Origin of the sequence: Microbispora amethystogenes, from assembly GCF_016863015.1 — a bacterium.
In the GTDB taxonomy this organism is placed as follows: Bacteria; Actinomycetota; Actinomycetes; order Streptosporangiales; family Streptosporangiaceae; genus Microbispora; species Microbispora amethystogenes.
This window is the reverse complement of record NZ_BOOB01000041.1, coordinates 32,119-50,507: the sequence shown is the minus strand read 5'-3', so window position 1 is coordinate 50,507 and position 18,389 is coordinate 32,119. Positions and strand designations below refer to the sequence as shown.

The following is an 18,389-nucleotide window of genomic DNA, read 5'->3' as shown; positions in this document are numbered from 1 at the left end:
GGTCAGCGCCCGGGCGACAGCCGTACGTGCGCGCCCGGGGGCAGGCCCAGGCGGTCGGCGGCGTCCCCGGCGTTGATCGCCATCGCGACCAGGCCGGCGGAGTCGGCGAACGCCACGAGGTCGCCGGGCGGCACGGCGGTGAAGGTCTCGCGGTACGGCACCGCGACCTGGCGGCGCCCCAGCCACACGGCCAGGGTGTCGCCGAGCCGTACGCCGATCTCGGCCAGGTCGGTCGCGGTGATCGAGAACTGGACGTTGCCGTGCCGGTCCACCGACAGCACCTCGCCCTCGGCCGCGCCGTCCCGCAGGCGGCAGGTCGGCGCGGGCAGGCTCACCAGGCGGTCCACCGGCATCGGCGGTCCCACATCGGCCACCGCCCGGCCGGCGCACAGGTGCGCGGCCACCGGGGCGAACAGGTCGCGTCCCTGGAAGGTCGGCGAGACGTTGGCCAGGAACAGCTCCCTGTTGGTGATCTCGTAGGCCGCGTCGGCGCCGCCAGCGGCCCGGACGGCCCACGACAGGACGCCGTTGTCCGGGCCGACGAACACCCGCCCGCCCGCCTCGACCGCGACCGGGCGGCGGTTGCCGCCGACGGAGGGATCGACGACGGCGAGGTGGACGCCGGCCGGGAGATAGGGCAGGGTCTGCGCCAGGATGGCCGCGCCGCGCCGCACGTCCCCGGCGGGAACGAGATGGCCCACGTCGATGATCCGAGCCTGCGGTGCGATGCCCGCGATCACGCCGTGGCACGCGGCGACGAAGCCGTCCTCCAGCCCGTAGTCGGTCAGAAGCGTGATTACAGAGCTCACACCACGTGACACTACGTCGGCCTCCGTCCCTCTGCACACCCAGGGTCGTCCAACGTCGTGCGTCCCTTTACCATGAGGGACGGGCTCGCGGCCGATCGAGGAGGAGCGGATGGACACCGAACCGACCGGCGGCGACGGGCTCGACCTCTCCGACCGCGACCGCGAGATGCTCGCGTTCGAGCGTCAGTGGTGGCGGTACGCGGGCGCCAAGGAGCAGGCGATCAGGGAGGCCTTCGACGTCTCCGCCACCCGGTACTACCAGTTACTCGGGGAGCTGATCGACCGGCCGGAGGCGCTGGAGCACGACCCCATGCTGGTCAAGCGGCTGCGCCGGATGAGGGCCGGCCGGCGGCGCGACCGCTCCGCCCGCAGGTTCGGCATGCACTCCTGAGACCCCCTGCCGCGGCTACCCCCGCCGGTTTCCACACAGCCGCGTCCCCGGACGAGACAGCCGGGGCTCCGATCACCGGTCGTCCGCCCGGCACCGCCCGGGCGTCCCGCCCACCTCTCCGGAACGAGGCCATGACTCTGCCCGCGCACCCAGGACTCGACGCGATCGTCGCCGATCCGGCAGGCGCCGTGATCGGGCTCGACTACGACGGCACGCTCTCCCCGATCGTCGCCGACCCCGCCGCCGCCCGCGTGCACCCCGCCGTGCCGGGCGTGCTGGCCGCGCTCGCCCCGCTCGTACGCGCCGTGGTCGTCGTCACGGGCCGGCCTCCCCTGACGGCCATCGGCCTGGGAGAGGTGCCCGGCGGGCCGTCGCTCGGGGACGTGCCCGGCCTGGTGATCCTCGGCCACTACGGCCTCGAACGCTGGGAGGACGGCCGCGTGACGGCCCCGCCACCGCCGCCGGGGCTCGACCTCGTACGGACCCGGCTGCCCGTGATCGCCGCCGGCCTCGCGGGCGCGTGGATCGAGGACAAGGGCCACGCCGTCGCCGTGCACACCCGGCGGTGCGCCGACCCCGCCGCCGCCCTGGAGGCGTTGCGCGAACCGGTCGCGGCGCTGGCCGCGGAGGCCGGGCTCGCGGTGGAGCCGGGCCGCATGGTGCTGGAACTGCGGCCCGCCGGCATGGACAAGGGCCAGGCCCTCTCCGCCTTCCTCGCCGAGCGCGGCGCCCGCTCGGTCATGTTCGTCGGCGACGACCTCGGCGACCTCGCGGCCTTCGCCGCGGTGGAGGAGTCCGGCCTGCCCGGCGTGCGGGTGTGCAGCGGGTCCGCCGAGGTGACGGCGCTGGCGGAACGCGCCGACCTGGTGGTGGACGGCCCCGACGGCGTCGTGGCCCTCCTCGGCGACCTGGTCGAATCGCTTGGCAAGCGGTCTGCAAGCGGGCAGGTCTAACGTCCGTGGCATGAACCGGAAGACGATCCCGGCCGGGCTCGCCGTGCTGACCGCCGCCCTCGCGGCCGCCACCCTGGCGGCTCCCGCGGCGGCCTCCGCGAGCGACCTCGGCGGCACCAGGCAGCTGCACCTGCGCAAGGGCCTCACGCTCACCATCCCCGCGTCGTGGCGGGTCGACACCGCCCACAAGGACTGGACCCGCGTCATCACCGGCTCGTGCCCCACCCGCGGCACCGTGGACTACGGTTTCCGCGACTCGGGGTGCCACAGCTTCTGGGTCCTGGGTCCCAAGGCCATCAAGATCGGCCATGAGCTGTTCAAGGCGTACACGCCGGACGGGCCGTTCTATCCCGCCACCGACGTCGGGCCCTGCCCGGTGCGGAAGAACCTCTACATCGGCCAGTCCAAGCTCGGCGCGAAGGGGCTGCGCCCGGTCGGGCCGGGGCACAAGGCCTACTACCGCGACTGGGCGGGGACGTGCGTGACGATGACGACGTTCAAGGTGAAGGCCCACTACCACCAGCGGGAGTGGTTCCTGCCCACGTCGAAGATCCTGATCGTCGACCAGTGGAACACCCCGGGCCTGGACGGGATCCTCAAGAAGGCCACCTGGCACTGACCTCTCGCTGCACCGCTCCCCAAGCCGTCTCCAAGTGGCAGGGCATAACGTACGGAACATGATCGGAAAGACCATTGCGACCACGGCGGCCGGTCTGGCCGTGCTGACAACCACCCTGGCGGCTCCTTCCGCGGCGTCCGCGGGCGGCACCAAGCAGGTCCACCTGCGCAAGGGCCTGACCCTGACCATCCCCGCGTCGTGGAAGGCGGTCCAGGCCGGCTCGGACTGGACCCGAGTCATCACCGGCCCGTGTCCCAGCCTCGGCACCATGGACTTCGGTTTCCGCGACGCGGGGTGCCACGGTTTCTGGGTGCTGGGCCCGAAGGCACTCGAAATCGGCGGTCACACGTTCCAGCGCTACAACCCCAGGTACGAGTTCGATCCCGCGACCGACGTCAGCGTCTGCCCGAGGACCGTGCGCCTGTACAAGGGCACCTTCAAGCTCGCCGGCAAGGGCCTGCGGAAGGTCGGGGCGGGTCACCGGGCGGAATACCACGTGTGGGCGGGCACCTGCGTCGACAAGAAGTTCAGGGTGAAGATGCGCTACAGCCAGCGCGAGTGGTATCTGCCCTCGTCGAAGATCCTGATCGTCGACCAGTGGAACACCCCGGGCCTGGACGGGATCCTCAAGAAGGCCACCTGGCGCTGACCACCCGGCGCTGACCACCTGGCGCTGACCACCTGGCGCTGACCACTCGGGGCTGACCACCGCCTCCGGCGCGGCCGGTCAGCGCAGCGCGGCGATCTGGTCGTCGAACCAGCGGCGGGGCGGCAGCGCGGTGGCCGCCTCCCGCAGCCGCAGGCCGCGCTTGAGGCGCTCCTCCTCGGGCAGCGTCAGCGCCTCGTGCAGCGCCGCCGCCGTGGCGGTGACGTCGAACGGGTTGACCAGCAGGGAGTCGGCGCCGAGCTCGGCCGCCGCGCCCGCCTCGCGGGACAGCACGAGCGCGCACCGGGGCGACAGGATCGGGCCCTCCTTGGCCACCAGGTTCATGCCGTCCCGGACCGGGTTGACGAGCAGCACGTCGGCCAGCCGGTACGCCGCGAGCGAGCGCGGGTAGTCGTCGTTGACGTTGAGGATCAGCGGGTCCCAGTCCTCGGTGGCGTACTCGTCCTCGATCTCCTGGGCGCACCGCTGCACGGCCGCCGTGTACTCGCGGTACTCGGGCAGGTCGTGCCGGGAGGGGTAGGCGAAGGCCAGGTGGACCACCCGTCCGTGCCACTCGGGATGCCCCGCCAGGAACGCCTGGTAGGCCCGCAGGCCGCGGACGATGTTCTTGGACAGCTCCGTGCGGTCGATCCGCACGATCAGCCTGCGGTCGCCGACGTGGTCCCTGATCGCCGCCATGTGCGACTCGACGTCCGGCTCGGCCGCCCGCGCCCGCAGCGCCTCGCCGTCCACCCCGAGCGGGTGCACGCCGATCCGGGTGATCCTGCCGGCCCAGGTCACCGTACGGTCCGCGTGGTCCACGCGGGCCCCGAGCAGGGCGGCGCAGCAGTCCATGAAGGCGCGCGCCCAGCGGGCGGTGAGGAAGCCGGCGTGGTCGGCGCCGAGGATGCCCGACAGCACCTCCGCCGCGACGTCCTCGGGCAGCAGCGCGAAGTATTCCGGCGGGGCCCAGGGCGTGTGTGAGAAGTGCGCGATGCGCAGGTCGGGCCGTTCGACCCGGAGCATCGCGGGGGTGAGCGTCAGGTGGTAGTCCTGCACCATCACCCGGGCCCGGGCCGTGGCCTCCTCCGCCAGCGCCAGCGCGAACGCGCCGTTGTAGGTGCGGTACGACTCCCACTCGCGGGCGAACCGGGTGCCGAACTCGGGGGAGAAGGGCGTGTTGTAGAGCAGGTGGTTGACGAACCACAGGGTCGAGTTCGCCACGGCGTTGTAGGCGCGGTGGAAGACCGCGGGCGGGATGTCCAGCATGCGGATGGGCCCCGTGTCGAACGCCTCGTCGAGCCGGCCCCCCGGCGCCTGCCGCACCGCCCCGCGGTCGCCGTCCGACAGCGCCGCGCAGACCCAGAGCACGTCGGTGTCCCTGACCACGTCCGACAGCCCGGACACGAGCCCGCCGCCGCCCCTGCGCATGGTCAGGCCGCCGTCCTCCGACAGGGTGAAGGACACCGGGCCCCGGTTGGACGCGATCAGAACGGAGCTGCTCATTGGGGTTTCCCCTCGATCAGAGCGGGCGCGCATGCCGGAAGATTAATAAAAGCGGACCTCCATCAATAGGATGTCAACCGATCGCGGGAGGGCTGGAACGGGATGGCACTGGACGACGTCACCGAGGAGCTGGCCGGATCGGCCGCCCGGGGAGATCACCGCGCCCTCGGCGAGCTGCTGCGGCGCATCGAGCCCGACGTGCTGCGGCACTGCGAGCGGCTTCTACCGTACCGGCAGGACGCGGAGGAGGCGGCGCAGGACACGCTGCTCGCCGTGGCCCGCAACATCGCCCGGTTCGAGGGCCGGGCCAAGTTCAGCACGTGGCTGCACATCGTGACCGTGAACTGCGCCAGGACGACCTACCGGTCGCTCAAGCGGCGCTCGTCGGAGCAGGCGGAGGAGCTGCCCGAGCAGCGGCCGGACCCGCGGCGGGTGAGCGTCATCGCCGGGTCGCGGCTCGACCTGCTCGACGCGATGGAGGCGCTGGAGGCCGAGCGGCCCGACCTCGCCCAGGCACTCGTGCTGCGCGACATCTGCCAGCTCGACTACTCCCAGGTCGCCGAACAGCTCGGCATTCCCCTCGGCACCGTCAAGTCCCGGATACACCAGGCACGCAAATACGTGCAGAGCGCGCTCGGCGAGGCCTACGGCTGATACAAACCTTCTCACCATCTGAGACAACGGAACGGACACAGGGGACGCCGGGGTACAGTGCTGGAGGACCTTTTTCGAAGGTCCCACAACTGAAGATGCTCATCCAGAGGGGTGGAGGGACCGGCCCTGCGAAGCCCCGGCAACCTCCCCGGTGTCGAACTCGTGCCCACGAGGCCCGGCCGGGACAGGTGCCAATTCCGGCTCGCGGCCAGGGTGGTCGCGAGCGAAGATGAGGGAAAGGCCTCGCTTCATGGCGCACAGCAGCACTGCGGCCCCCACCACCACCACCGACTTCGGCCCCGCCACCGGTCTGTCCTGCCGGGAGTGCGGCGCTCACTACGAGCTCGGCCCGGTCTTCGCCTGTACGGAGTGTTTCGGCCCCCTTGAGGTGGCGTACGACTTCGGAGAGGTCCGCCGGGAGGACATCGCGGCGGGCCCGACGAACATCTGGCGGTACCGCTCCCTGCTTCCCGTCCCCGCCGGGGTGGCGGACAAGCCCAACCTGCAGCCCGGCTGGACCAAGCTCGTGCGGGCCGACCGGCTGGCGGCCGAGCTCGGGCTGCGGTCGCTGCACGTCAAGGACGACTCCGGCAACCCGACCCACTCCTTCAAGGACCGGGTCGTCGCGATCGCGGTCGAGGCCGCGCGCGCCTTCGGCTTCCACACCCTGTCGTGCTCGTCCACCGGCAACCTCGCCGGCGCGGTGGGCGCCGCGGCGGCCAGGGCCGGGCTGGACTCCTGCGTGTTCATCCCCGCCGACCTGGAGGCGGCCAAGGTCACCATGGCCGCGGTGTACGGCGGCCGGCTGGTCGGCATCGACGGCACCTACGACGAGGTGAACCGCTTCTGCTCCGAGCTCATCGGCGACGAGCTGGGCGAGAAGTGGGGATTCGTCAACGTCAACCTCCGGCCCTACTACGCCGAGGGTTCCAAGACGCTGGCGTACGAGATCGCCGAACAGCTCGGCTGGCGGCTGCCCGAGCAGATCGTCGTCCCGGTGGCCTCCGGCTCGCAGCTCACGAAGATCGACAAGGGCTTCCGCGAGCTGATCAAGCTCGGCCTGGTCGAGGAGCGGCCGTACCGGATCTTCGGCGCGCAGGCCGAGGGCTGCTCGCCGGTCTCCCGCGCCTTCAAGGCCGGGCAGGACGTGGTGCAGCCGGTCAAGCCCGACACCATCGCCAAGTCGCTGGCCATCGGCAACCCGGCGGACGGCCCGTACGTGCTCGACATCGCCCGGCGCACGGGCGGTGCGGTGGAGGACGTGAACGACGGCGAGGTGGTCGAGGCGATCCGCCTGCTGGCCAGGACCGAGGGAATCTTCGCCGAGACCGCGGGCGGCGTCACGGTCGGCGTGCTGCGCAAGCTCGTGCGCGAGGGGCGCCTCGACCCCGAGGCCGAAACCGTCGTGCTGAACACCGGCGACGGTCTCAAGACACTTGACGCGGTGGCCGCGCAGGCCCGCCCGTCCGCGGTCATCCGTCCCTCCCTCGACGCCTTCCGTGCGGCATTCGCCAACTGAAAGCGTTATCACAGGCCCATCGGCAGCAACGAAAGCGAGTGAGCAATGAGCGTTTCCGTGCGGATTCCGACGATTCTGCGGACGTACACCAACGGCGTCGCGGAGGTGAGCGGGGAGGGGGGAACGCTCCGCGAGGTCCTGCAGAAGCTGGATGCGGACTATCCGGGCATCGGAGGTCGAATCCTGGATGAGACGGGCAAGATTCGGCGTTTTGTCAACGTCTATGTCGGAGAAGAGGACGTCCGTTTCGCCGATGGGCTGGACACCGCCACGCCGGACGGGGTACAGATTTCGGTCATCCCCGCCGTCGCCGGGGGCTGAGCCGCGGCACCGCCGCCGTGCACCTGACATGCGCTTCTTTCACCGGGGAAGTGGGGCGTCACGGCGGCGAAAGGTGAAGCGCTCAACCTTTCGGTAGAAAAGTGAATAATCGTCTGTACCGCTTTGAGCGAACGCGACGTAGTAGTTTGCGGATTGACTCTGTTGTTCTACGCCTTGACACGGGTATGGTCGAAGACGATCGACGAAACCGGGGGCTTCTTGGGTGTGGTCCCCAGCCCAGCAAGAGGAGTCGGAAGTGGCGCAGGGCACCGTCAAATGGTTTAACGCGGACAAGGGCTACGGCTTCATCGCGGTAGACGGTGGGAAGGATGTGTTCGTCCATTACTCGGCAATCATGATGGACGGCTACAAGGCCCTCGAGCAGGGTCAGCGGGTTGAGTTCGACATCACGCAGGGGCAGAAGGGCCCGCAGGCGGAGGCCGTACGGGCCGTCGCCTGATCCCGTCAAGCGACCATTGGAGGCCCGGTCCGCGATCCGCGGACCGGGCCTTCGGCTCGTCCGTGCCCGTCGGTCCTCGTTTGTCCTCGTAAGGGTGTTCGGGAACCTCGTCCAAGCTGGTCAGAGTGGCTTCCGCTTGCACTCTCGGGGGTAGAGTGCTAAATACTTGTTTGGCACTCTGAGGTCGAGAGTGACAACAACCGGGATCGGGGCGATGGGGCTCGCGCAGGGATAGCGGGTCCACGCCGTCGCGGGCGTCGGCTCGGTCCGTTGAAGACACCCTGCTACTGGGAGGTCTAGCCTAATGGCAGCCAAGATGATCGCGTTTGACGAGGACGCCCGGCGCGGTCTCGAGCGCGGTATGAACCAGCTCGCCGACGCCGTGAAGGTGACCCTCGGCCCCAAGGGCCGCAACGTCGTGCTGGAGAAGAAGTGGGGCGCCCCCACGATCACCAACGACGGTGTCTCCATCGCCAAGGAGATCGAGCTCGAGGACCCGTGGGAGAAGATCGGCGCCGAGCTGGTCAAGGAAGTCGCGAAGAAGACCGACGACGTCGCCGGTGACGGCACGACGACGGCCACCGTGCTCGCCCAGGCGCTGGTCCGCGAGGGCCTGCGCAACGTCGCCGCCGGCGCCAACCCGATGTCCCTGAAGAAGGGCATCGAGGCCGCCGTCGAGCGCGTCAGCGAGGAGCTGTCGAAGCTCGCCAAGGACGTGGAGACCAAGGAGCAGATCGCCTCCACCGCCTCCATCTCCGCCGCCGACCCGGAGATCGGCGCGCTCATCGCCGAGGCGATGGACAAGGTGGGCAAGGAAGGCGTCATCACTGTCGAGGAGAGCAACACCTTCGGTCTGGAGCTGGAGCTCACCGAGGGCATGCGCTTCGACAAGGGTTACGTGTCCGGCTACTTCGTGACCGACCCCGAGCGCATGGAGGCGGTCTTCGAGGACGCCTACATCCTCATCGCCAACCAGAAGATCTCGGCGAACAAGGACCTGCTCCCGCTGCTCGACAAGGTCGTGCAGTCCGGCAAGCCGCTGGTCCTCCTCGCGGAGGACGTCGAGGGCGAGGCCCTGGCGACCCTGGTGGTCAACAAGATCCGCGGCCTGTTCAAGTCCGTGGCCGTCAAGGCCCCCGGCTTCGGCGACCGCCGCAAGGCCATGCTGCAGGACATCGCGATCCTGACCGGCGGCCAGGTCATCTCCGAGGAGGTCGGTCTCAAGCTCGAGAACGCCACCCTCGACCTGCTCGGCCGCGCCCGCAAGATCGTCGTCACCAAGGACGAGACCACGATCGTCGACGGCGCCGGCGACGCGGAGCAGATCTCCGGCCGCGTGAACGAGATCCGCGCCGAGATCGACCGCACCGACTCCGACTACGACCGCGAGAAGCTCCAGGAGCGTCTCGCCAAGCTGGCCGGCGGCGTCGCCGTCATCAAGGCCGGCGCGGCGACCGAGGTCGAGCTCAAGGAGCGCAAGCACCGCATCGAGGACGCCGTCCGCAACGCCAAGGCCGCGGTCGAGGAGGGCATCGTCCCCGGCGGTGGCGTGGCCCTGCTGCAGGCCGGCGCCAACGCGTTCGACAAGCTGGAGGTCAACGGCGACGAGGCGACCGGCGCGGCGATCGTCCGCAAGGCGCTCGAGGAGCCGCTGAAGCAGATCGCCGTCAACGCCGGCCTCGAGGGCGGCGTCGTGGTGGAGAAGGTTCGCAACCTGCCCGCGGGCGAGGGCCTCAACGCCGCGACCGGCGAGTACGTCAACATGTTCGAGTCGGGCATCATCGACCCGGCCAAGGTCACCCGCTCGGCGCTGCAGAACGCGGCGTCCATCGCGGCCCTGTTCCTCACGACCGAGGCCGTCATCGCCGAGAAGCCCGAGAAGGAGAAGGCCCCCGCCATGCCCGGCGGCGGCGACATGGACTTCTGAGTCCTGCTCTCCCGCTTCACCAGGAAGGGCGGTTCCCCCTCGGGGGAGCCGCCCTTTTCCCTGCGCGCCCACGTTTCCCTGCGCGCCCACGTTTCCCTGCGCGCCCACGTTTCCCTGCGCGCTCGGGTCCCGCGGGCGCCGGGCTCCGCCGTCGCCGCCTGACTCTGATCTCACACGGCTCAGGTGAGGCGCCTGACCCAGCGGGCGCAGTCGGTCTGCATCGTGTATCCCGCCGCCGTCCAGGCGTGGTGCGCCAGGGCGTTGTCGTTGAGGACCATCGCGTCGACCCGGAACGCGCCGTACTTCCGGAACCGCTCCTCGGCGGCCCGGATCAGCTGTGATCCGATGCCCTTGCGCCGCTCCGCCGGGTCGACGGCGAGCCGGTAGAGGCTCGCCCGCCAGCCGTCCCAGCCCGCGATCAGCGTGCCGACCACGCGGCCGCCGATCTCGGCGACGATCAGCGCCTCGGGGTCACGCTCGACCAGCGCCGTCACCTTGGCGGCGTCGTCGTGCCGGTCGGTGTTCTCCGCGGACTCCAGCCAGAACCGCAGCACGGCCTCGACGTCGTCGAGACCGCCGTACCGCAGGATGACCTCGTTCATGCCAGCTCCTCGCTCATGTCAAGTTGGGGGGCAGATCGTGGGCGTGCAGGATGGTCAGGGACGTCACGGCCCGAGTGAGGACGACGTAGAGACGGGCGAGCCCCCGGTCCTCGGCGGCCACGATGCCGGCGGGCTCGGTCACGATCACGTGGTCGTACTCCAGTCCCTTGGCGAGCGTGGCCGGCACCAGCAGCACCCGGTCGTCGCCCGTCGCGTCGGGGCCGAGCACCGCGTGCGGCACGCCTGCGGTGTCCAGGGCGGCCGAGAGGGCCGGTACGGCGGCGTCCGCCGCGATCACGCCGATCGAGCCCTCGCGGTCGAGCGTCCGCCGCAGGGCCTCGGGAAGGGCCGCGGCGACGTCGGGCACGTGCCGTACGGACAGCGATCCGGCACCGGGACGCAGAGAGCGGGGCGGGGCGAGATCGGGCGCGACGGAGGGCAGCAGCCGCGCGGCGAAGTCGAGGATCTCGCGGGGCACGCGGAAGCCGAGCGTGAGCTCGGTGACCTCCCCCGAAGGCTGGCCGAGGTGGTCGAGCACGGTCTTCCACGACCGCGCCGACCAGGGGGTGGTGCCCTGGGCGAGGTCGCCGAGCACGGTCGCCGAACCGGTGCGGCAGCGCCGCCCGAGCGCGCGCAGCTGCATGGCCGACAGGTCCTGCGCCTCGTCCACCACCAGGTGGCCCTGGGAAGGGGTGCGCTCGACGAGGTCGCCGAGTTCGTCCAGCAGGGCGGCGTCGGCGGCCGTCCACTTCGCCGACCGGTGCGACTTGTACGGCTTGCGCCACAGGAGCAGTTCCTGCTCCTCCGCGGTGAGATCCGACCGGGCGGCCTTCGCGAGGAACTCGGCGTCCGACAGCAGGCGGTGCAGCACCTGCTGAGGAGTCAGTTTGGGCCACACGGCGTCGAGGACGGCCCTGACCGGCTTCGAGCGGGCCACCGCGTCCTGCGTACGGTCGTCGGGCGACTCGCCGCGGCGCTCCATCTGCACGAGCACGGCGTGCGCGAGCCGCTGGGCCAGCATCGTGCGGCCCGGGCCGTACCTCGTCGTGCCGCGCAGCGAGGCGACGATCTCCCGGACCTCGTGGTCGGGCACGCGGTAGCGGTTCACGCCCTTGGTGACGAGCACGCCCTCGACCGGCTTGACGACGTGCAGCCACAGGGCGCGGCGCAGGACCTCGGCCATCCGGGCGTCGCCCTTCACGGCCGCCACCGCCGGCTCCTCGGGATGCGCGTGCTCGCCGAGGACGCCCGCCACGGTCGTCTGGTCGACCTTCACCTCGCCGAGAGCCGGGAGGACCGAGGAGATGTACGCGAGGAAGGCGCGGTTGGGGCCGACGATCGTCACGCCCGACCTCGCCAGCTTCTCGCGGTGGGTGAACAGGAGGTAGGCCGCGCGGTGCAGGCCGACGGCGGTCTTGCCGGTGCCGGGGGCGCCCTGCACGCAGACGGTCACGCCGAGGTCCGCGCGGACGATCTCGTCCTGGTCGGGCTGGATGGTGGCGACGATGTCGCGCATGGGGCCGGTGCGGGGCCGCTCGATCTCCTCGGTGAGGAGCCTGCTCTGCCCGAGCGCCCGGCCGTCCAGCGGTTCGTCCTCGTACGCCGTGAGATCGCCGCCCCGGTAGCCGAACCGGCGGCGCAACGCGACGCCCATCGGGTCGGACGGGCTCGCCTGGTAGAAGGCGCGGGAGATCGGTGCGCGCCAGTCGATGACGAGGGGCCGGCTGCTGTCGTCGTGGACGTGCCGGCGGCCGACGTGGATGGTGTCCGGCAGGTCGTCGCCGGCCGACCGGTCGAGGCGGCCGAAGAACAGCGGTGTGTCGGGGTGGTCGGCCAGGGCGGCCACGCGCTGGTCGAGCAGGCCCTGGAGCACCTGCTGCGACACCCAGTCGCCGGCGGCGTCCGCGGACAGCGACTGCGCGTGTTCGCGCATCGTCCGCAACGCGGCGCGGGAGGCCGCGAGATGGGCGCGCTCGGCTTCGAGCACATTCTCAGGCATGCGGAAAACTCCTCCGTACACGACGAGGACACGACAAGGACCGGACCGAAGACAGGACCGAGGACAGGACTGAAGACGGGCAGCGGACAGGCTGCAGGCGGTAAGGATGAGAGGCGGAAGGACAAGAGCTTAGCGACGGGCGCCCTGATGCCGAAACGGTATTTCTCTAGCGTGTCGCCGTTCACCTGCCTGGGTATCTCTACGCGGGTGACGCGCACCTGGGTTCCTCCCGCGATCCCGGCGGCGGTGAGCCTGTTGCTCGCCACGCTGTGGGGTTTCGCGGTCTTCGGCGGCTGGAGCCGGCTGGCCTTCTGCGCCGGTCTGGAACCGGCGCCGGACTGCGCGGATCGGCTGGCGCCGGTGGCCTCGCTGTCCGAACTGGTCGCGCTCGTCGCGGCGGGGACGACGGGGTTCGCCTGGTTCGCCCGTCGCGAGTCCCTGTACGGCGTGGCCGTGGCGGCGTGGATCGCGGCGCTGGCGGTGCTGTTCTTCGGCGGCCTGGCCGTCCGCTGAGCCGCGGGTGCCCGGACCGCCGGAGGGTCTGAGGCGCTGAGTTCCGGACGCCTGCCCGGCGCGTCCGGCGCGCCGGACACGGTGCTGCGAGGCGCCTGGCCACTGTGGCCGCCGAGCATGCCGGGTGCTGTGCTGCCGAGCGTGCCTCGGCACGGTGCTGCTGAGCGTGCTCGGCACGGTGCTGCCTTGCGTGCTGCGCGTTGCGCTGCTCAGGCGCGGTGATGCCGGGGTGATTTATTGCTGTGTGTCGCGTTTATATAACCGCGTTCGGTAGTGATTTGCTCACTCACCGGAGAATTGGTAACACTCTCCGCTTTTTTGCGACAAACCAGGGACAAGGTGAAAAATGCGCATATTGCGTGATTCGCCGTACTGAGTGGGTATTGCCGCCATCACGGCACCGCGATGTCGGTATAGGAGCGAGGGGGTGATGTGGTGACACGGCCCGCAGGCATTTCCTGGATCTGACAGGTGCCCGTCGATCTTCACCGTTCGGTCTTCATCGTTCGATCTCCAGACGGCCGATCTCCACCGTGGACGTGGTCCCGGGGAAACGCGCCCCGGGACACGGCGCCCACCCGGCGGGGTCACCTCGCCGGGTCCTCCTGGCCCACGTCGTCGGCGTCGATGATGTGATACGCGTACCCCTGCTCTGCCAGGAAGCGCTGCCGGTGCGCGGCGAACTCCTGGTCGACGGTGTCCCGGCTTACGACGGAGTAGAACAGCGCGCCCCCGCCGTCGGCCTTGGGGCGCAGCACCCGGCCGAGCCGCTGGGCCTCCTCCTGGCGTGAGCCGAACGTGCCGGAGACCTGGATCGCCACGGCCGCCTCGGGCAGGTCGATGGAGAAGTTGGCGACCTTCGAGACCACCAGCACCTGGATCTCCTTGTCGCGGAACGCCTGGAACAGCCGCTCGCGCTCCTTGACCTTGGTCTCTCCCTTGATGACCGGCGCGTCGAGGTGCTCGCCCAGCTCGTCGAGCTGGTCGATGTACTGCCCGATGACCAGCACCTGCTCGCCCTCGTGCCGCCGCACCAGCGCCTCGGTGACCCTGATCTTGGCGGGAGTGGTGGAGCAGAACCGATAGCGCTCGTCGCTCTCGGCCATCGCGTAGGCCAGCCGCTCGTCGTCGCGGAGCGTCACCCGGACCTCCACGCACTCGGCCGGGGCGATGTAGCCCTGGTTCTCCATCTCCTTCCAGGGCGCGTCGTACCGCTTTGGCCCGATGAGCGAGAAGACGTCGCCCTCCCGGCCGTCCTCGCGCACCAGCGTGGCGGTCAGCCCCAGGCGGCGGCGCGCCTGCAGGTCGGCGGTCATCCGGAAGATCGGCGCGGGCAGCAGGTGGACCTCGTCGTACACGACGAGCCCCCAGTCGCGGGCGTCGAAGAGTTCGAGGTGCCGGTAGGTGCCCTGCCTCCGGGTGGTCATGACCTGGTAGGTGGCGATGGTGACCGGGCGGATCTCCTTCTTGGTGCCGGTGTACTCACCGATCTCGTCCTCGGTCAGCGAGGTGCGCCGCAGCAGCTCCTGCTTCCACTGGTGGGCCGAGACCGTGTTGGTGACCAGGATCAGCGTGGTCGCCCGCGCGTGCGCCATCGCCGCCGCGCCCACGATCGTCTTGCCCGCGCCGCAGGGCAGGACGACGACGCCGGAACCGCCGTGCCAGAACGCGTCCGCCGCCTCCTTCTGGTACGGCCGGAGCTCCCAGCCGTCCTCGCGCAGGTCGATCGGGTGATGCTCGCCGTCGACGTATCCGGCCAGGTCCTCGGCCGGCCAGCCGAGCTTGAGCAGCGTCTGCTTGATGTTGCCGCGTTCGGAGGGATGCACGGCCACCGAGTCGGCGCCGAGACGATCCCCGACCAGGGGCTGGATCTTCTTGGACCGCAGCACCTCCTCCAGCACCGCGCGGTCGCTGGTGGTGAGCACCAGGCCGTGCACCGGGTGCTTCTCCAGCCGCAGGCGGCCGTACCGCGCCATGGTCTCCGCGACGTCCACGAGCAGCGCGTGCGGCACGGGGTAGCGGCTGAACCCGATGAGGGCGTCGACGACCTGCTCGGCGTCGTGCCCGGCGGCGCGGGCGTTCCACAGCGCGAGCGGGGTGACCCGGTAGGTGTGGACGTGCTCGGGAGCGCGTTCGAGCTCGGCGAACGGGGCGATCGCCTTGCGGCACTCGCCGGCTCTTGGGTGATCCACCTCCAGCAGCAGCGTCTTGTCCGACTGAACGATCAGCGGCCCGTCACTCAATGCCTGCTCCCTTGGTACGGCTGTCCCTTATCCAACAAGAGACCAGGCCCGATGAGTCCCGTTTCACCGAGACCGGGTCGCCCGCCGTGTCGCGGGACGCCCCTCAGTCGACTCCGGCGGCGCGCTCCCCGGGCGTCTCGGACCGCTCGGAGTCGTAGCCGGCGACGCCGGTGATGCGGCTGAGGACGAAGCGGTGGACGGTCGCCCGGGTCTCGTCGTACGCCGTGAGGTAACCGCCCTCCATGCGGGCCGGTTCGAGGATACGGCTGGTGGCGTGCCCCTGCGAGTCGGTGTAGCCGATCCACACCCGCGACCCCTGCCGGATGGCCTCCTCCAGCGCGCTGATCGTCGCGGTGCTGGGGGAGCGGGGCACCTGCCCCTCGGGCGTCTCGGCGGGCGGGCGGCGGGACCGGTGTGCGGAGTCCCCCGCGCGCATCGCCCGTACGGCCCCGGCGGCGGCCTCGGGGCCGAGGCCGGGGTTCGCGGGCGCGCGGGCGGCGGGCGGCCCCTCGGTCCGCCGGGCGTCGGCCCGCGCGACGACGACGTCGCCCTCCAGCGACTCGGCGACCGGCGCGTATCCCATCGCCCGCAGCGTGTCGACCAGCGCCGCCCGGGACGTCTTCGAGGCGAGCACGGTGGGCGCGAGCCGCCGCAGCCGCAGCAGGTGGGCCCGCTTGTCGGCGAGCACCTCGTCGAGAAGGGCCGGATCGTCGCACCGGACGTAGGACGACGCCACGCCGACCCGGATGCGGCCGTGGCGGCGGGCGACGTCGGTCACCAGGTAGGCCAGCGGCTGGGGGACCGGCGTGGCCGAGTGGCGCTCCAGCATGGCGAGCAGGTCGCCGGCGGAGTGCCCGGCGTCGAGCGCCCGGCGGACCGACTGCTCGGAGAAGCGGTAGACGGTCGCGCCGCCCTTGCTCTCGACGTCGGCTGTGAGCGCGAGCCGCCGGCCGAGGTCGGTGGTCAGCGGCCCGGGCGCCACGGCCGTCAGGTCGGCCTGCAGCAGCACGTGGTCGACCGCCTGCGGCAGCAGCGGCGCGAGCAGGTCCGCCGCCGCCCGGCCGTCGCCGCGGGCCGCCGCGCGGCCGTGCGCGGCCGGCACGCCGAGGCCCGTCACGCCGATGTGCTCGGCCTCGCGCAGGGCGAACCGGACGAGCGGCTCGCGTGGCGCGGACCGGCGCCGGGGCTGCTCCCAGGCGAGCCGGGCGAGCACCGACTCGGGCGTCGGCGCGAGGCCGGGCGGCGCCGCCTCCAGCACGGCCAGCGTGCGCGCCCGCGTCTGGGCCGCGCCGGACCGGCGCAGGTCGGGGTGGAGCGCGTTCAGCGGGCGGTCGCGGTCGTCGCGTTCGCCGATCAGGCCGGGCGCGCGGTCCATCGCGGCCCAGGCGGCGGCGAGCACGGCCCACCGGTCCTCGGTCGCCTTGATCCGCCAGCCGTCGTAGCCGCCGGTCGGCAGCCACTCACCCTCGCCCGCCGCGACCAGCCCGGCCGCGTGCGCCACCTCGGCGACCAGCCCGGCCGCCCATTCCGGCAGGTCGAGAAGCTGGGCGGCGCGCCGCAGGTCCCGTACGGACAGGCCGCCGGCGCGCAGCACGCCGGGCGGGTCGACGCTCCACAGCTCGCACAGCTCCTCCACCATGCGGACGAACATGAACGCCTGCCCGGCGGCCGTCCGGTCGGCCAGCTCCTGGTCGCGCACGGGCCCGTCCAGGGCGGGCGGCCCGGGGGACAGGTCGCGGTGCACCCGGCCCCCGCGCAGGACCAGGGCGACCTCCCGGGGCAGCGCGACGCTCTCCTCCCCGGTCGCTCCCAGCAGCCCGCGGGCCAGCAGTTGCTCGATGGGCGACTGCGCGGTCGCGGTGTCGACCTCCCGGCGGGCGCTCGGCAGCCGTCCGCTCGGCGGACCCCAGACGAGCTCGTCCAGCGCCGCCCTCGCCTGGGGAGACACCTCCTCCAGCAGGCGCGCGACGGTCGCGGGATCGGACAGCAGCGCCGCGAGCCGCTGCCTGGCCGGCCTGCCCGCGTCCGCCTGCCCGCCGCCGTCGTACGCGGGGTCGATGTCGCGCAGGAGGACGTCGAGCCGTTCGGGCGGATGATGACGGAAGACCTCGGCGGCCGGCGGGCCGAGCGCGGCCGGGGGTTCGAGGGCCGCGGGCACTCCGGGCGCGGGCAGCAGGGCGTCCGGGGGCCCGTAGACCAGGCCGCGGGTGACCAGCGTGTCGAGCGCCGCGTCGAGAGCGGCCCCGGTCTCCTCCTCGGCGGCCGTGCCGGGAGCCGCGCGTACGATCATGGAGAGCAGGGCCGCGCGGGAGGAAGGGCCTTCGCGCAGCGCCAGCGTCTCCAGCACGGCGAGCTGGAAGCGGTCGAGCCGGTCCAGGGCCCGGCCGAGGGCGGACGGACTGCAGGCGCGGGCGGCGAGGCCGTCGAGGTGGGCGGGGACGGGCGTGACGAGTTCGGGCCGTGCCGTCACGAGCGCTCGCAGGTGCTCGTCGGAACGGCCGCGCAGCCACTCGCTGAAGTCCGTGCCCGTCATCGTCTCCATGGTAGGGCGACGCATCTTGGGGATCGCGGGACCGCCCGCGCGGCAGGGGTTGACGGAAGATCCACGGGAATCCGGAGACGCGACGCTTCAGTGGCCCCTTAGTGGGTCCACGGGGCCTGTCTGTGGGCATAACCTACATCCATCACCTTCACGACAGTCTGAACGAGGTCACCCCTGTGCCGAGTGGCAAGGTCAAGTGGTACGACGCTGACAAGGGTTTCGGCTTCCTCACCCGCGACGACGGCGGTGAGGTCTTCGTCCATTCCTCCGCGCTGCCCAAAGGCGTCGAGGCCCTCAAGCCCGGGCATAAGGTCGAGTTCGGGGTGGCCGAGAGCCGTCGCGGGCAGCAGGCGCTCTCGGTGCGGGTGATCGACCAGCCTCCGACGCTGGCGAAGACCGTGAAGCCCAAGGCGAAGCGGAAGAACCCGGACGAGATGGTCGTCATCGTCGAGGACCTGATCAAGCTGCTCGACGACATCTCGAACTCCTACCAGCGGGGCAAGCACCCCGACGTGCCGCACGCCAAGAAGATCGCGGCTGTGCTGCGCGCGGTCGCCGACGACCTCGACGCGTAGCGCGCGGCCCGGCGTACGGGCGCGAGGTGCGGCCGAGGGGCCGGGTGTCGGGCCGCAGGCTCGGGCCGGGACCTGCGGCGCTCTTCTCAGGCGCGGCTCTGGCGGGGCTG

Annotated in this window: 17 protein-coding genes and 1 riboswitch; of the genes, 11 read left to right on the top strand and 6 right to left on the bottom strand. The window is 71.5% G+C overall.

Annotated elements, in window-relative coordinates; all coding sequences use genetic code 11:
* Positions 1 to 2: 2 nt before the first annotated feature.
* Positions 3 to 809 (bottom strand): SAM hydrolase/SAM-dependent halogenase family protein, encoded by an 807-nt coding sequence (locus tag Mam01_RS25995; protein ID WP_150938741.1) that lies wholly within the window; start codon positions 807 to 809, stop codon positions 3 to 5.
* Positions 810 to 918: 109 nt separating this feature from the next.
* Between Mam01_RS25995 and Mam01_RS25990 the strand changes: the two genes are divergently transcribed.
* The 4 genes from Mam01_RS25990 (at position 919) to Mam01_RS25975 (ending at position 3,421) form a co-directional block, all read left to right on the top strand.
* The gene (locus Mam01_RS25990; protein WP_150938742.1) at positions 919 to 1,200 is read left to right on the top strand and encodes a DUF3263 domain-containing protein; all 282 of its coding nucleotides are present in this window, start codon (positions 919 to 921) and stop codon (positions 1,198 to 1,200) included.
* Between the two features lie 131 nt (positions 1,201 to 1,331).
* Positions 1,332 to 2,153: a trehalose-phosphatase gene (gene otsB, locus Mam01_RS25985; protein WP_204287819.1), complete on the top strand. Its 822-nt coding sequence runs from the start codon at positions 1,332 to 1,334 to the stop codon at positions 2,151 to 2,153.
* A 10-nt stretch (positions 2,154 to 2,163) separates the two neighbouring features.
* Entirely contained in the window at positions 2,164 to 2,772 is a 609-nt protein-coding gene (locus Mam01_RS25980; RefSeq protein WP_204287818.1) for a hypothetical protein, read from the top strand.
* A 58-nt stretch (positions 2,773 to 2,830) separates the two neighbouring features.
* Positions 2,831 to 3,421, top strand: coding sequence for a hypothetical protein (locus Mam01_RS25975; protein WP_204287817.1), 591 nt, complete (start codon positions 2,831 to 2,833; stop codon positions 3,419 to 3,421).
* 78 nt (positions 3,422 to 3,499) lie between these two features.
* Here the strand turns inward: Mam01_RS25975 and Mam01_RS25970 are convergent, their stop codons facing one another.
* Complete coding sequence (locus tag Mam01_RS25970) at positions 3,500 to 4,924, bottom strand: alpha,alpha-trehalose-phosphate synthase (UDP-forming) (protein WP_204287816.1); 1,425 nt, start codon at positions 4,922 to 4,924, stop codon at positions 3,500 to 3,502.
* Between the two features lie 102 nt (positions 4,925 to 5,026).
* Here Mam01_RS25970 and Mam01_RS25965 point away from each other — a divergent pair, with 102 nt between their 5' ends.
* The 5 genes from Mam01_RS25965 (at position 5,027) to groL (ending at position 9,805) form a co-directional block, all read left to right on the top strand.
* Complete coding sequence (locus Mam01_RS25965) at positions 5,027 to 5,578, top strand: RNA polymerase sigma factor (protein ID WP_150938751.1); 552 nt, start codon at positions 5,027 to 5,029, stop codon at positions 5,576 to 5,578.
* Between the two features lie 96 nt (positions 5,579 to 5,674).
* A riboswitch (SAM riboswitch) is annotated at positions 5,675 to 5,814 on the top strand.
* A 14-nt stretch (positions 5,815 to 5,828) separates the two neighbouring features.
* Positions 5,829 to 7,097 carry a threonine synthase gene (gene thrC / locus Mam01_RS25960; protein ID WP_204287815.1) on the top strand — a complete coding sequence of 423 codons (1,269 nt, stop codon included), beginning with the start codon at positions 5,829 to 5,831 and terminating at the stop codon, positions 7,095 to 7,097.
* A gap of 45 nt (positions 7,098 to 7,142) precedes the next feature.
* Positions 7,143 to 7,418 carry a MoaD/ThiS family protein gene (locus tag Mam01_RS25955; protein ID WP_138461929.1) on the top strand — a complete coding sequence of 92 codons (276 nt, stop codon included), beginning with the start codon at positions 7,143 to 7,145 and terminating at the stop codon, positions 7,416 to 7,418.
* A 256-nt stretch (positions 7,419 to 7,674) separates the two neighbouring features.
* Positions 7,675 to 7,878 (top strand): cold-shock protein, encoded by a 204-nt coding sequence (locus tag Mam01_RS25950; protein WP_150938755.1) that lies wholly within the window; start codon positions 7,675 to 7,677, stop codon positions 7,876 to 7,878.
* Between the two features lie 304 nt (positions 7,879 to 8,182).
* On the top strand, positions 8,183 to 9,805 hold the full coding sequence (groL, locus tag Mam01_RS25945; protein ID WP_150938757.1) for a chaperonin GroEL: 1,623 nt from the start codon (positions 8,183 to 8,185) through the stop codon (positions 9,803 to 9,805).
* Between the two features lie 179 nt (positions 9,806 to 9,984).
* Here groL and Mam01_RS25940 read toward each other — a convergent pair whose 3' ends face one another.
* Positions 9,985 to 10,407, bottom strand: coding sequence for a GNAT family N-acetyltransferase (locus Mam01_RS25940; RefSeq protein ID WP_204287814.1), 423 nt, complete (start codon positions 10,405 to 10,407; stop codon positions 9,985 to 9,987).
* A 13-nt stretch (positions 10,408 to 10,420) separates the two neighbouring features.
* Complete coding sequence (locus Mam01_RS25935) at positions 10,421 to 12,406, bottom strand: HelD family protein (RefSeq protein ID WP_204287813.1); 1,986 nt, start codon at positions 12,404 to 12,406, stop codon at positions 10,421 to 10,423.
* Positions 12,407 to 12,613: 207 nt separating this feature from the next.
* Between Mam01_RS25935 and Mam01_RS25930 the strand changes: the two genes are divergently transcribed.
* Complete coding sequence (locus Mam01_RS25930; protein WP_204287812.1) at positions 12,614 to 12,919, top strand: hypothetical protein; 306 nt, start codon at positions 12,614 to 12,616, stop codon at positions 12,917 to 12,919.
* A gap of 587 nt (positions 12,920 to 13,506) precedes the next feature.
* Here Mam01_RS25930 and Mam01_RS25925 read toward each other — a convergent pair.
* Both Mam01_RS25925 and Mam01_RS25920 read right to left on the bottom strand, forming a co-directional pair.
* Positions 13,507 to 15,162 carry a DNA repair helicase XPB gene (locus tag Mam01_RS25925; protein ID WP_150938766.1) on the bottom strand — a complete coding sequence of 552 codons (1,656 nt, stop codon included), beginning with the start codon at positions 15,160 to 15,162 and terminating at the stop codon, positions 13,507 to 13,509.
* Positions 15,163 to 15,265: 103 nt separating this feature from the next.
* Positions 15,266 to 17,695 carry a helicase-associated domain-containing protein gene (locus Mam01_RS25920; protein WP_204287811.1) on the bottom strand — a complete coding sequence of 810 codons (2,430 nt, stop codon included), beginning with the start codon at positions 17,693 to 17,695 and terminating at the stop codon, positions 15,266 to 15,268.
* Positions 17,696 to 17,880: 185 nt separating this feature from the next.
* On the opposite strand from Mam01_RS25920, the gene Mam01_RS25915 reads away from it, so the two are divergent.
* Complete coding sequence (locus tag Mam01_RS25915; protein WP_204287810.1) at positions 17,881 to 18,279, top strand: cold-shock protein; 399 nt, start codon at positions 17,881 to 17,883, stop codon at positions 18,277 to 18,279.
* Positions 18,280 to 18,389 lie beyond the last annotated feature (110 nt).

Bases quoted from the DNA above. Each gene is read 5' to 3' on its own strand.
- otsB (WP_204287819.1), top strand. From the start codon at position 1,332: ATGACTCTGCCCGCGCACCCAGGACTCGACGCGATCGTCGCCGATCCG.
- Mam01_RS25980 (WP_204287818.1), top strand. From the start codon at position 2,164: ATGAACCGGAAGACGATCCCGGCCGGGCTCGCCGTGCTGACCGCCGCC.
- Mam01_RS25990 (WP_150938742.1), top strand. From the start codon at position 919: ATGGACACCGAACCGACCGGCGGCGACGGGCTCGACCTCTCCGACCGC.
- Mam01_RS25935 (WP_204287813.1), bottom strand. From the start codon at position 12,406: ATGCCTGAGAATGTGCTCGAAGCCGAGCGCGCCCATCTCGCGGCCTCC.
- thrC (WP_204287815.1), top strand. From the start codon at position 5,829: ATGGCGCACAGCAGCACTGCGGCCCCCACCACCACCACCGACTTCGGC.
- Mam01_RS25975 (WP_204287817.1), top strand. From the start codon at position 2,831: ATGATCGGAAAGACCATTGCGACCACGGCGGCCGGTCTGGCCGTGCTG.
- Mam01_RS25970 (WP_204287816.1), bottom strand. From the start codon at position 4,924: ATGAGCAGCTCCGTTCTGATCGCGTCCAACCGGGGCCCGGTGTCCTTC.
- Mam01_RS25965 (WP_150938751.1), top strand. From the start codon at position 5,027: ATGGCACTGGACGACGTCACCGAGGAGCTGGCCGGATCGGCCGCCCGG.
- Mam01_RS25920 (WP_204287811.1), bottom strand. From the start codon at position 17,695: ATGACGGGCACGGACTTCAGCGAGTGGCTGCGCGGCCGTTCCGACGAG.
- Mam01_RS25955 (WP_138461929.1), top strand. From the start codon at position 7,143: ATGAGCGTTTCCGTGCGGATTCCGACGATTCTGCGGACGTACACCAAC.
- Mam01_RS25940 (WP_204287814.1), bottom strand. From the start codon at position 10,407: ATGAACGAGGTCATCCTGCGGTACGGCGGTCTCGACGACGTCGAGGCC.
- groL (WP_150938757.1), top strand. From the start codon at position 8,183: ATGGCAGCCAAGATGATCGCGTTTGACGAGGACGCCCGGCGCGGTCTC.